The 12,898-nt window shown below is 42.0% G+C and carries 13 protein-coding genes and 1 riboswitch; all 13 genes read left to right on the top strand.

What is annotated here, in order from left to right; all coding sequences use genetic code 11:
• Positions 1–257 precede the first annotated feature (257 nt).
• The 13 genes from ACIQXU_RS13460 (at position 258) to ACIQXU_RS13405 (ending at position 12,884) form a co-directional block, all read left to right on the top strand.
• Positions 258–1,568 carry an O-acetylhomoserine aminocarboxypropyltransferase/cysteine synthase family protein gene (locus ACIQXU_RS13460; RefSeq protein ID WP_402990019.1) on the top strand — a complete coding sequence of 437 codons (1,311 nt, stop codon included), beginning with the start codon at positions 258–260 and terminating at the stop codon, positions 1,566–1,568.
• A gap of 112 nt (positions 1,569–1,680) precedes the next feature.
• Positions 1,681–1,792, top strand: a riboswitch (SAM riboswitch).
• A gap of 144 nt (positions 1,793–1,936) precedes the next feature.
• Positions 1,937–2,971, top strand: coding sequence for a methionine ABC transporter ATP-binding protein (locus tag ACIQXU_RS13455; protein WP_402870943.1), 1,035 nt, complete (start codon positions 1,937–1,939; stop codon positions 2,969–2,971).
• Positions 2,964–3,632, top strand: coding sequence for a methionine ABC transporter permease (locus ACIQXU_RS13450; protein WP_402870946.1), 669 nt, complete (start codon positions 2,964–2,966; stop codon positions 3,630–3,632). The genes ACIQXU_RS13455 and ACIQXU_RS13450 overlap by 8 nt, the downstream gene beginning before the upstream one ends.
• A 15-nt stretch (positions 3,633–3,647) precedes the next feature.
• Positions 3,648–4,481 (top strand): MetQ/NlpA family ABC transporter substrate-binding protein, encoded by an 834-nt coding sequence (locus ACIQXU_RS13445; RefSeq protein ID WP_402990016.1) that lies wholly within the window; start codon positions 3,648–3,650, stop codon positions 4,479–4,481.
• Positions 4,482–4,635: 154 nt separating this feature from the next.
• On the top strand, positions 4,636–4,788 hold the full coding sequence (locus ACIQXU_RS20955) for a YuzK family famiily protein (protein WP_483878323.1): 153 nt from the start codon (positions 4,636–4,638) through the stop codon (positions 4,786–4,788).
• A gap of 431 nt (positions 4,789–5,219) precedes the next feature.
• On the top strand, positions 5,220–6,005 hold the full coding sequence (gene sufC / locus ACIQXU_RS13440) for a Fe-S cluster assembly ATPase SufC (RefSeq protein ID WP_402870953.1): 786 nt from the start codon (positions 5,220–5,222) through the stop codon (positions 6,003–6,005).
• 15 nt (positions 6,006–6,020) lie between these two features.
• The gene (gene sufD / locus ACIQXU_RS13435) at positions 6,021–7,322 is read left to right on the top strand and encodes a Fe-S cluster assembly protein SufD (RefSeq protein ID WP_402870955.1); all 1,302 of its coding nucleotides are present in this window, start codon (positions 6,021–6,023) and stop codon (positions 7,320–7,322) included.
• The gene (locus ACIQXU_RS13430; protein WP_402954373.1) at positions 7,322–8,551 is read left to right on the top strand and encodes a cysteine desulfurase; all 1,230 of its coding nucleotides are present in this window, start codon (positions 7,322–7,324) and stop codon (positions 8,549–8,551) included. The genes sufD and ACIQXU_RS13430 overlap by 1 nt, the downstream gene beginning before the upstream one ends.
• Positions 8,541–8,969, top strand: coding sequence for a Fe-S cluster assembly sulfur transfer protein SufU (gene sufU, locus ACIQXU_RS13425; RefSeq protein WP_402870960.1), 429 nt, complete (start codon positions 8,541–8,543; stop codon positions 8,967–8,969). Before ACIQXU_RS13430 ends, sufU begins: the two co-directional genes overlap by 11 nt.
• Positions 8,970–9,025: 56 nt before the next feature.
• The gene (gene sufB / locus ACIQXU_RS13420) at positions 9,026–10,423 is read left to right on the top strand and encodes a Fe-S cluster assembly protein SufB (RefSeq protein WP_402870963.1); all 1,398 of its coding nucleotides are present in this window, start codon (positions 9,026–9,028) and stop codon (positions 10,421–10,423) included.
• Between the two features lie 232 nt (positions 10,424–10,655).
• Positions 10,656–10,835 (top strand): hypothetical protein, encoded by a 180-nt coding sequence (locus ACIQXU_RS13415; protein WP_402954370.1) that lies wholly within the window; start codon positions 10,656–10,658, stop codon positions 10,833–10,835.
• A gap of 288 nt (positions 10,836–11,123) precedes the next feature.
• Positions 11,124–11,972: a DUF72 domain-containing protein gene (locus ACIQXU_RS13410; RefSeq protein ID WP_402954367.1), complete on the top strand. Its 849-nt coding sequence runs from the start codon at positions 11,124–11,126 to the stop codon at positions 11,970–11,972.
• A gap of 84 nt (positions 11,973–12,056) precedes the next feature.
• The gene (locus ACIQXU_RS13405; protein WP_402954364.1) at positions 12,057–12,884 is read left to right on the top strand and encodes a sulfite exporter TauE/SafE family protein; all 828 of its coding nucleotides are present in this window, start codon (positions 12,057–12,059) and stop codon (positions 12,882–12,884) included.
• Positions 12,885–12,898: the final 14 nt, after the last annotated feature.

Below are 12,898 nucleotides of genomic sequence, written 5' to 3'. Positions count from 1 at the left end.
AACTAATTGACTACCTGCTACTAAAGTGCTATATTTTGTATGAAGTACATACGTTATAGACGCATCATACACGAGGATGGAATGTCTGCCATTTACAAAACGCGCTTATCCAGGCGACATCGTTCAATAGGGAAATTTCTATGGACGGTGGCGGGAAGTTCCGACTTCTTCATATTATAAGGTTCCTTGCATATAACAAGAGAAGAGGCAATATCGCTTTAATCCCTACTAAAACAATGGAAGAAGGGGAGAATATAATGACAGAAAAAAATTACCGCTTTGAGACGTTGAGTGTGCATGGCGGTTTAAAAGTCGACGAAACGGGTGCCCGCGCCGTGCCCATTTATCAAAGTAATGCTTATTTGTTCAAAGATACAGATCATGCAGCGAATCTGTTTGGATTAAAAGAGAATGGCTATATCTATACGAGGCTTCACAATCCCACTGTCAGTGTCTTTGAAGAAAGAATGGCCCTGTTAGAAGGGGGAATCGGTGGATTGGCAGTTGCAAGCGGCATGGCCGCTATATCCCTTTCCATCCTTAATATCGCTGGTATGGGGGATGAAATCGTTTCTGCTTCAACACTGTACGGCGGGACCTATAATTTATTTGAAAATACACTCCCTAAATACGGAATCAAAGTGAAATTCGTCTCACCTGATGATCCGGAAAATTTCAAACGGGCAATCACTCCACGAACGAAGGCTATATTTGCCGAAACAATCGGCAACCCAAGCTTAAGGGTTCTTGATATCGAAGCAGTGGCGGAAATAGCCCACGAAGCAGGGATACCTCTTATCATCGATAACACTTTCGCAACGCCGTATCTGTGCCGACCAATAGACTTTGGGGCGGATATTGTCATCCATTCAGCTACAAAGTGGCTATTGGGTAATGGTACGACATTAGGGGGAGTCATCATCGACGGTGGTAAATTCGATTGGAATTCGCCTAATTATCCAGGCTTTACGGAACCTGACCCTAGTTACGATGGACTTGTCTATTACGAAGCGGTAGGGCCTGCTGCCTTTATTACGAAAGCGCGTGTGCAATTGCTTCGGGATTTGGGACCGACGTTAAGTGCTCAAAGTGCATTCCAGTTCACGCTTGGCTTGGAAACGCTCCATGTCAGGATGAAGGAACACCTGTTGAATACGAGGACAGTCATTCAATACTTGGAGAACCATCCGGCAGTCTCATGGGTTTCTTATCCGGGTAACGATGATCATCCCGATAAAGCCCTTGCAGATAAATACTTGCCTAAGGGAGCCGGATCTGTGGTGACGTTTGGAATTAAGGGGGGACGTGAAGCAGGTTCCACACTCATCAATTCGGTTGAGTTATGGTCGCATGTCGCCAATGTCGGGGATGCTAAAAGCCTAATCATCCACCCAGCAAGTACAACTCACCAGCAATTGAATGATGCAGGACTGGTCAAGGCCGGTGTCAGTGCCGACCAGGTTCGCCTTTCAATCGGTATTGAAAATGTAGACGATTTACTTGAAGATCTAGAGCAAGCGATTGAAAAAGCGACGAATATCGTGTCAGTGAATTCTCAAAGAGTTTAATGGAGAAACAGGTACACCCTAGGATTTTACATTGCACTCCTTTTTTATCTGTGTTAAAATTTCAGACATAGTAAAGTGAATGTTAAGACAAAAAAGAATAGTCCATATATAGCTCTTATCAAGAGAGGTGGAGGGATGTGCCCGTTGAAACCCGGCAACCGACAAGGATTTTCCTTGGAAAGGTGCCAATTCACACAAAGCGTAGAGGCTTTGGGAGATGAGAGGAAGGCCTGCTTTTCCCTGCCTTTCTGCTCATGCAGAAGGGCTTTTTCTATTTTCTTTGAATCATAGAGGATAGATTCATCAGGAGGCCATAAAAATAAATCGACTAAATTCATAGGCTTAATTGGATAAAGAGGTGAGCATACATGATTACATTGTCAAACGTCAGTAAACTTTTTCGAACAGGAAAAGGAAATAGCGAAACGATTCATGCCGTGAATAGTGTGAATTTAGAAATAAATAAAGGTGAGATTTTCGGAGTCATCGGATACAGTGGGGCTGGCAAGAGTACGCTTATACGTATGCTGAATGGGTTGGAACGGCCTACTGAGGGCTCCGTGAACGTTGCGGGAAATGAAGTTTCAACAATTAAAGGGTCTAAGCTTCGTAAAGCCCGTCAAGAGATTAGCATGATTTTTCAGCATTTTAATCTCTTATGGTCAAGGACCGTTCAAGAAAATATATCCTTTCCTTTGGAAATTGCGGGCATCTCCAAGCAAGAACGCATCAAGCGCGTCAATGAACTCATTAAGTTAGTTGGATTGGAAGGAAGAGAAAAAGCGTATCCATCGCAGCTAAGTGGTGGACAGAAGCAAAGGGTGGGAATAGCGAGGGCTCTTGCAAATAACCCGAAAGTGCTTTTGTGTGATGAGGCCACGTCCGCTCTAGATCCCCAGACAACCGATTCCATCCTGGAATTGCTTGTGGATATAAATCAACGCCTTGGTTTAACCATTGTCTTGATTACACATGAGATGCATGTCATTCGGAAGATTTGCAATCGAGTGGCTGTGATGGAAAGTGGACGGGTAGTCGAACAGGGAGCTGTCCTGGAAGTATTCAGAAACCCTAAAGAACAGATGACTAAGCGTTTTGTTCAGCAGGTGACGGAACCAGAAGAGACAAAAGAAACGATGGAGCATTTGTTTGAACGGTATCCAGCAGGAAAAGTGATTCAACTGACATTCGTGGGGGATCATGCAGAAAGCCCGTTGATCACAAAATTGGTACGTAATTTTGAGTTGGATGTGAACATTGTCCAGGGGAAGATATCACAAACGAGAAGCGGCTCATATGGAACATTGTTCATCCACCTTGATGGCAGTGAAGATGAAATGCTCCGCGCAATCGAATTCATAAAAGCACAGCAGGTAGGCGTGGAGGTGATTACTCATGCTTGAAGAATTATTGCCGAATGTAGATTGGGAAGACATCATAGAAGCGACGAAAGAAACGCTGTATATGACAAGTATTTCAGTTGTAGCGACCTTTTTTATAGGGATACTATTGGGGTTGCTTCTGTTTTTAACAGGCAAGGGGAATATGTGGGAGAATCGGGGCGTTAACGGTGTGTTAAGTGCTTTCGTTAATATTTTCCGTTCGATTCCATTCCTTATCTTGATTGTATTATTAATTCCGTTCACCAAATTACTTGTCGGTAGCATGATTGGTGAGAATGCGGCATTACCAGCACTCATTATCGGTGCAGCACCGTTTTATGCGCGGATGGTCGAAATCGGCCTTCGTGAGATTGATAAAGGCGTGATTGAAGCGGCTAAATCAATGGGAGCCAAAACCAGCACCATCATTTATAAGGTCCTCCTTCCAGAATCGATGCCGGCCCTTATATCAGGCATCACGGTAACATCGATTGCATTGGTTGGATACACGGCAATGGCAGGTGTCATCGGGGCTGGTGGATTGGGTAACTTAGCCTATCTGGACGGTTATCAACGGAATCACAACGACGTTACCCTGGTAGCGACGATTGTCATATTAATTATTGTCTTCATCATACAGATTATCGGTGATGTGATTACTTCTAAATTGGATAAAAGATAAGGGGAGATGAAAAGGATGAAAAAGTTTTTAGGGTTTGCATTCGTTCTAGTTTTATCAATTGCATTGGCGGCTTGCGGAACGGATAAAGAGAAAGATACAGGTAGTGGCGATAATACGAAGAAGTTAGTGGTGGGTGCATCGAATGTACCACATGCAGAGATTCTTGAAAAAGCGATTCCTCTTCTTAAAGAAAAAGGCATTGAATTGGAAGTGGAAACATTCCAAGACTATATCTTGCCAAACAAGGCTTTGAACAATAAAGAACTGGACGCGAACTACTTCCAGCACATTCCTTATTTAGAATCTCAAATTAAGGAAAATGGATATGATTTTGTTAATGCAGGCGGCATCCATATTGAACCAATTGCTTTGTATTCACAAAAATATAAAAGCATTGATAAGCTTCCAGAAGGAGCAACAATCATTTTAAGCAGCTCTGTTGCAGACCATGGACGTGCCTTATCACTTTTAGAAAAGAATGGCCTGATTACTCTTAAAGAAGGCATTGATAAAACGACAGCTACAGTAAAAGATATTGTCGAGAATAAGAAGAACATTAAATTCGATGCAGATTATGAAGCGGCATTACTTCCGAAGATCTATGAAAGCGGCGAAGGAGATGCGGTCCTAATCAACTCTAACTATGCAATCGACGCTGGCTTGAATCCACTTAAAGATTCCATTGCAATAGAAGATTCTGAATCACCATATGTGAACGTGATCGCTGTTAATAAAGGTGACGAAGACAAAGAAGAAATCAAGACGCTTGTGGAAGTATTACATTCCAAAGAAATTCAAGATTTCATTCTTGAGGAATATGAGGGTGCAGTCGTACCTGCAAAGGAATAAAGCAACGAAAGACGACCTGGATTTCCAGGTCGTTTTTAAGTTGGGGTTTAAAGTTGAAAGCAAAGGGTATAGAATAGACGAAGAAACAAAATGATTCACAAATTTGAAAGGATGGTTCACTATCAATACTTTAGATTTAAACGTAACGAGCGAAATGGAAAAAGCTATGCAGTTATCACATGGGGTTGGGTACAGTGAATACAGCAGAAATTTAGACCTTCGTATCGAGGTTGAAAAAGTAAGAGATAGGGAACATGAGCAATGCAATAAAATGGTTCTGGAATTACAACGTAAAATCCACGGATAAGCATATATTAGAGTCTTTCAAAAATCGGTCTGTAGAGGTAAAATGAAAAGTGATCTGTTGTACGTACCGGATCCTGCTCATTACTCCTGCAGATCGATTTTTTTCATGATAAGGGCCAACCGTCTTCCCCTTGAACTTTTCGGGAATATCTTATTATGAATGGAATCCCGAATAATTAGCTTACATTAACGAAAACTAAAATAAGGGCATATTTGCAGTGAAAAGCCTTTATACGGTCGTTTTATAACAATAGGGCAGGTTTCCACTCCCTAGCGAGTAAAAACCTCCATCTATATTAGTTGATTCTAAATTGGATTTGTTATAAAATTGTAATGAGAATAAAGTGAGAATGATTTTTTGAAAACTATAGTCAAGAAAGTGATTTTCACTTTCTGTAATAAAATAGGAATTAAGTTCACGGAGGTATTATTATGTCAGGTTCAACATTAACGGTAAAAGATCTTCATGTATCAATAGAAGGCAAAGAAATTTTAAAAGGGGTTAACCTGGAAGTAAAAGGCGGAGAAATCCATGCAATCATGGGGCCGAACGGAACAGGTAAATCCACTTTATCTTCAGCAATCATGGGTCACCCTAAATATGAAGTAACAAGCGGAAGCATCAGTTTTGATGGTGAAGACGTATTGGAAATGGAAGTTGACGAACGTGCTCGTGTTGGTCTTTTCCTTGCTATGCAATATCCAAGTGAAATCAGTGGTGTTACAAATGCAGACTTCTTGCGTTCGGCTGTCAATGCACGCCGTGAAGAAGGCGACGAAGTTTCACTTATGAAATTCATCCGTCAAATGGATAAAAACATGGAATTCCTTGAAATGGATGAAGATATGGCTCAACGTTATTTGAATGAAGGATTCTCTGGCGGAGAGAAAAAACGTAATGAAATCCTTCAATTAATGATGATTCAACCAAAAATCGCCATTTTGGATGAAATTGACTCAGGTCTTGATATCGATGCACTTAAAGTCGTTTCTAAAGGAATCAATGAAATGCGTGGAGAAGACTTCGGTTGCTTGATCATCACTCACTACCAACGTCTACTAAACTACATCACACCTGATTTCGTACACGTTATGATGCAAGGTCGCGTCGTTAAATCAGGCGGTCCTGAATTAGCTGCACGACTAGAAGCAGAAGGTTATGACTGGATTAAACAAGAATTGGGCATTGAAGACGAAACTGTTGGCGAAGAAGCGTAAGTAGGAGGATTTGCAATGACTACAGAAATGAAATTATCGCTTGAAAAAGAGGACATAAGCTCTTATTCAACAAAAAATAATGAGCCATCTTGGCTATCAGACCTTCGAATCAAAGCTTTTTCAGATTTAGAAGAGCTTCCGATGCCTAGACCGGATAAAACGAAGATAGATAAATGGAATTTCACTTCATTCAAAACCCATACGGTTGAAAGTGAAGCATTTGCTTCTTTAGAAGAACTTCCAAAAGAGATTAAATCGATCATTGAAGAAAATGAAAATCTATACATTCAACGCAATAATACGCCGGCACATATTAATTTGTCAGCAGCTATAAAAGAACAAGGCGTTATCTTCACGGATATTTTCACAGCGGCTCGAGATCATGCTGAGTTAGTACAGAAGTATTTCATGAAAGATGGCGTGAAAGTGAATGAACACCGTTTAACGGCTCTGCATGCTGCATTGCTTAACGGGGGAGCATTCCTATATGTTCCGAAAAATGTAGAAATCAAGGAACCAATCCAAGCAGTATTCTTGGTGGATAATCCTGAAACTACACTGTTCAATCACGTATTGATCGTAGCGGAAGATAATAGTTCTGTAACATACGTGGAGAACTACTTCTCGGCCGTTGAGTCTAATGAAGGCATCGCTAATATCGTAACGGAAGTGTTTGCGAATGCAAATGCGAAAGTGGAATATGGCGCTGTTGACACTCTATCCAAAGGATTCACAACATATGTGAACCGTCGTGGGGTAGTTGCACGCGATGCTCGTCTTGAGTGGGCACTTGGATTGATGAACGATGGTAATACGATTTCAGATAATACAACCAATCTAATAGGTGATGGCTCTTACGGAGATACAAAATCCGTAGTGGTTGGACGCGGGGAACAAAAACAAAACTTCACGACAGCCGTTGTTCATTTCGGAAAACGCTCTGAAGGCTTCATCCTTAAGCATGGTGTTATGAAAGACAGTGCATCAACCATCTTTAATGGTATTGGTAAAATAGAGTATGGTGCAACAAAGGCCAATGCGGAACAGGAATCACGTGTATTGATGTTAAGTGAAAAGGCACGTGGAGACGCTAACCCAATCCTGTTAATCGATGAGGATGATGTTACGGCAGGACATGCTGCGTCTGTCGGCCGTGTCGATCCCCTTCAACTTTATTACTTGATGAGTCGTGGTATCGCGAAAAAAGAAGCAGAAAGACTTGTCATTCACGGATTCTTGGCCCCTGTTGTGAATCAACTTCCAATCGAAGGAGTTAGAAAACAACTAGTCGAGGTCATTGAAAGGAAAGTACAGTAATGAACCCATACGAAATTCGTAAGCTTTTTCCGATATTAGATCAAGAAGTCAATGGTCAGCCATTAGTTTATTTAGACAGCGCTGCAACATCTCAAAAACCGGCTGCTGTCATTGAAACGATTGAAAATTATTACCGCGGTTTCAACTCTAATGTTCACCGTGGTGTGCATACACTTGGAACAAAAGCTACGGATGCGTATGAAGGTGCACGTGAAAAAGTTCGTAAATTCATTAATGCATCCTCTACTGAAGAAATCATATTCACTAGAGGAACGACTACATCCTTAAATACCGTAGCGAAGAGTTACGGTGGTGCAAATATTAAAGAAGGTGACGAAATTGTCATCTCCTATATGGAACATCATAGTAATATCATTCCATGGCAGCAGCTCGCTAAAGAAAAGGGTGCTGTACTGAAATATATTCCGCTACAAGAGGATGGAACGATTTCGCTTGATGATGTGCGGGCTACCATTACGGATGCCACGAAAATCGTGTCTGTCATGCAGGTTTCCAATGTGCTTGGTGTGATTAATCCTGTTAAGGAAATCGCAAAGATTGCGCATGAACATCATGCAATCATGGTGGTGGACGGAGCGCAAAGTACACCGCATATGAAAGTGGATGTCCGTGATTTAGATTGTGATTTCTTTGCTCTTTCAGGCCATAAAATGGTCGGTCCGACTGGAATCGGCGTACTATATGGTAAAAAGGAACTTCTCGAAAAAATGGAGCCGATTGAATTTGGTGGAGAGATGATCGACTTCGTAGGTTTGTATGAATCTACTTGGAAAGAACTCCCTTGGAAATTCGAAGCCGGAACTCCCATCATCGCAGGTGCCATCGGTCTTGGTGCTGCCATTGATTTCTTGGAAGAAATCGGCATGGATCAAATCGAACAGCATGAACATAAACTTGCTGCCTATGCGATCGATAAGTTGTCTGAAGTGGAAGGCCTTACGATTTATGGCACAAAAGATCCGAAAAAACGTGCCGGTGTAGTAACCTTTAATATAGATGACGTCCATCCACATGACGTCGCTACCGTCCTAGATGCAGATGGAATCGCTGTCCGTGCCGGTCATCACTGCGCTCAGCCTTTAATGAAATGGCTGGACGTATCATCGACAGCAAGAGCAAGTTTCTATCTATATAACACGGAAGAAGAGATCGATAAGCTAGTGTCCGGGCTTGTCAAAACGAAGGAGTATTTCAGTAATGTCTTTTGATAACTTAGATACACTTTACCGTCAGGTCATCATGGATCACTATAAGAAACCCCGTAACAAGGGTATGCTTGAAGATGGAAGTTTGACCATCGATATGAATAATCCCACATGCGGCGACCGTATTCGTTTAACGATGAAAATCGAAGACAATAAGGTCAGTGATGTTAAATTCGATGGCGATGGCTGTTCGATTTCAATGAGCTCGGCTTCCATGATGACTCAAGCCATCAAAGGAAAAGATATAGATACGGCTTTAGCGATGTCCAAGACTTTTTCAGAAATGATACAAGGAAAAGAGTATGATGATGAAATCGACCTTGGTGACATTGAAGCACTTCAAGGGGTCTCTAAGTTCCCTGCACGAATCAAGTGCGCGACTCTAGCCTGGAAGGCCATGGAAAAAGGTTTAAAGGAATAATTAAATTTAAATGAGCTGTTGTAGATTCAGCCATTTGAAATGGAGGAATACAAGCTATGGCTAAAAAGATGCCTGAAATTGGCGATTATAAATATGGCTTTGCGGATAAAGATATTTCCATCTTCCGCTCAAAGCGCGGCCTGACAAAAGAAATCGTGGAAGAAATTTCACGCATGAAAAGTGAACCACAATGGATGCTAGATTTCCGTTTGAAATCATTGGAGCATTTTTACAATATGCCGATGCCTCAGTGGGGCGGAGACCTAAAAAGCTTGAACTTCGACGAAATCACTTACTATGTGAAACCATCTGAGAAGTCCGAGAAATCATGGGATGAAGTGCCTGATGAAATCAAGCAAACGTTTGATAAATTAGGAATTCCTGAAGCGGAGCAAAAATATTTAGCAGGGGTTTCTGCTCAATATGAATCCGAAGTGGTTTACCACAACATGAAGGTAGAATTAGAAGACATGGGTATCGTATTTAAAGATACGGATTCCGCTCTTCGTGAAAATGAAGATATCTTCCGCGAGCATTTCGGTAAAACGATTCCGCCAACGGATAATAAATTCGCTGCCTTGAATTCAGCTGTATGGTCCGGTGGATCATTCATCTATGTACCAAAAGGCGTGAAAGTGGATACACCGCTTCAAGCATACTTCCGTATTAACTCAGAAAATATGGGTCAATTCGAACGTACGCTGATCATCGTCGATGAAGGAGCATCCGTTCATTATGTTGAAGGTTGTACAGCACCAGTTTATACAACCAATTCCCTTCATAGTGCGGTCGTGGAAATCGTCATCAAAAAAGACGCATATTGCCGTTATACGACAATTCAAAACTGGGCTAACAATGTGTTTAACTTGGTTACGAAACGTGCGGTTTGTGATGCGAATGCAACGATGGAATGGATTGATGGAAACATCGGTTCTAAACTGACGATGAAATACCCAGCCGTCATCTTAAAAGGCGAAGGCGCTCGTGGTATGACATTATCCATTGCCATTGCTGGTAAAGGTCAACATCAAGATGCAGGAGCGAAAATGATTCACCTTGCACCTAACACTTCTTCAACAATCGTATCAAAATCGATTTCTAAACAAGGCGGGAAAGTAACTTACCGTGGTATGGTCCATTTCGGACGTAAAGCCGAGGGAGCCCGCTCAAATATCGAATGCGATACATTAATCATGGATAATCAGTCAACATCTGATACAATCCCATACAATGAAATTTTAAATGACAACATTTCTCTTGAGCATGAAGCGAAGGTTTCCAAAGTATCAGAAGAGCAATTGTTCTACTTGATGAGCCGTGGAATCTCTGAGCAAGAAGCAACAGAAATGATCGTCATGGGCTTCATTGAGCCATTCACGAAAGAGCTTCCGATGGAATATGCAGTAGAAATGAACCGCTTAATCAAGTTCGAAATGGAAGGTTCTATTGGTTAATCATCTATATATGTTTTTAACAAACGTTGTAGATGGAATAAAGTGAAGGAAACCGGGTGTGCACATGCCATTTCGGTTTTCCTTTGCCCGAAGAAGGCGAACTTAGTTCGTCTTCTTCTATTTTTTTCTGTTGATCCTCTTAAAGGGTTTAGACGATTGAAGGGAAAGTACCAATCAAGCAGGTACTTTTTTTGTCTTTAAAAGAAAGTACATATAGGTAGAGGTGGATATTGTGGATTGGCTGATTCAGAATAAAGAATTGGTTTTCGTAGGAATCGGTGTTAGCCTTGTTTTAGGGCTGACTGGGATATTCCTGAAAAAGGGGGAACCGAACTCCCAGCCGGTTTCCGGAAGTCGTTCTAAGAGTCATGGAAGGGATCATAGTGGTGCGATTAGGCATCATGATGAATAAACTGAACCGTTTTGGCTAGAATGGTTCTAAAATATTAAGTCTGAAAAAGGTCCTTATCCAAGGGCCTTTTTCATTTACTCATTATCTGCACGAAATGATAGGTTAAAAGGGAAGAATCCTTGCTGGATGTATGTGTAACAACCGGTAGATTTTGATATGATAAAGGAATAGGAAACCAGTCGTATGAGAAGCAGGAAGAGTGAATCGAGTGACAGTGCTTATACGTTTTGAAGTCAGTAGTGAAAGGGTAAAAAAAGTATAGTGTAAGTGGTTTAGGAGGGGTGAAGAGTGATATACATTGGCTTAACAGGTTGGGGGGACCATGATTCATTATCAATCGATAAAGTTCCCACTCGTGACAAGCTGAAGGTATATGGAGCGCATTTTCCAACGGTTGAGGTGGATGCATCTTTTTATGCCATTCAGCCGAGGCGGAATATAGAAAAGTGGATAGCCGAGACACCAGATTCCTTTCAATTTGTTGTAAAAGCCTATCAGGGAATGACTGGTCACCAAAGAGGTGAGATTCCTTTTGAAAGTAAAAAAGAGATGTTCACTGCATTCCGGGAATCTCTTGAAGCTTTTCAAAAGTCGGGTAAACTCGCGATGGTCCTTTTTCAGTTTCCGCCATGGTTTGATTGCAAACGGGAGAATGTTCAGTATCTCCGATGGTGTAGGGCGGAGATGGGGGATATTCCTGTGGCCATTGAGTTCAGGAACCAAAGTTGGTACCGACCGAATAGGGTCCAGCAGACACTCGAGTTCATCGAGCAAGAAGGATGGATTCACACGGTATGTGACGAACCACAGGCAGGAGAAGGTTCCATCCCCCTTGTCCTCAAGGCTACGCATCCAGATAAAACGTTAGTACGCTTTCATGGACGCAATATCCACGGTTGGCAGAAACCAGCTTCTGGAGCAAACTGGCGGGAAGTGCGCTATTTATATCGCTATAACCAACAGGAATTAACCGACTGGGTGGGAAAACTTCGCCTATTAGAAAAGCAGAGTAAGGATGTATATGTATTGTTCAACAATAACTCTGGTGGGGACGCGGCGGATAATGCCAAACAATTTATCGATTTGCTAGGCCTTACATATGAAGGATTGGCTCCTAAGCAACTTGGTTTGTTTTAATTTGGACTATATAATGAATAAAGACTGGGTGGGCAAACTAGAAGAAGAGCTTTAGCTCACAAATCGATAAAGGCGGATTTCTTCATGATATGGGTATTATTAATTAGTGTGGGTTTATTGGCGGGTACAATCGGGGCCCTTGTAGGATTAGGGGGCGGAATCATCATAGTGCCTTCGCTCTTATTTCTAGGTAGCTCCACAGAGGTGATGGGCGCCTTGACGCCACAAGTAGCGGTTGGTGTTTCAACAGTCATCATGATTTTCACTGGATTGGCTTCCACTTTATCTTATATGAAGCATAAAGTAGTGGATTATAAGGCCGGTCTCATTTTCTTTGCTGGAAGCGCCCCAGGGGGGATCATCGGAGCTTATGTGAACAAAGTTCTCAATGTGGATGCATTTTCGCTGTACTTCGGCCTTTTTATGATAGTGATGGCCATCGTCTTATTGGTGAAAGATAGATTGCGACCGATCACCTTCAAACCGGGGACCGGAAAAATCACCAAGACTTATATAAACAAAAATGGACAGGCATCCACTTATGGATATCAGCCCTTGGTGGCCATATCCATCTCATTTGTCGTGGGGATCAGTTCCGGGTTATTTGGCATTGGCGGAGGATCGCTCATGGTCCCGGTCATGATGCTGGTATTTTTCTTCCCGCCCCATGTGGCTGTGGCGACATCGATGTTCATGGTATTTTTATCTTCCATTACGAATTCCATCACGCATATCTCTCTGGGGAATGTTCATTGGCCATATGTGATTGCCTTGATTCCAGGGGCTTGGCTTGGTGCGAAACTTGGAGCTTTTGTGAATACACGCCTGAACAGCTCAGCACTTGAGAACATGCTGAAATTGGTTCTGATCATTATTGGGCTACGTCTTATTTACCAAGGTATAACAGGATAACGAGGGGGAAAAAT

Source organism: Peribacillus sp. NPDC097284 (assembly GCF_044761765.1).
In the GTDB taxonomy this organism is placed as follows: Bacteria; Bacillota; Bacilli; order Bacillales; family DSM-1321; genus Peribacillus.
The sequence above is the reverse complement of the archived record's forward strand: the minus strand, read 5'-3'. Positions and strand labels throughout refer to the sequence as shown.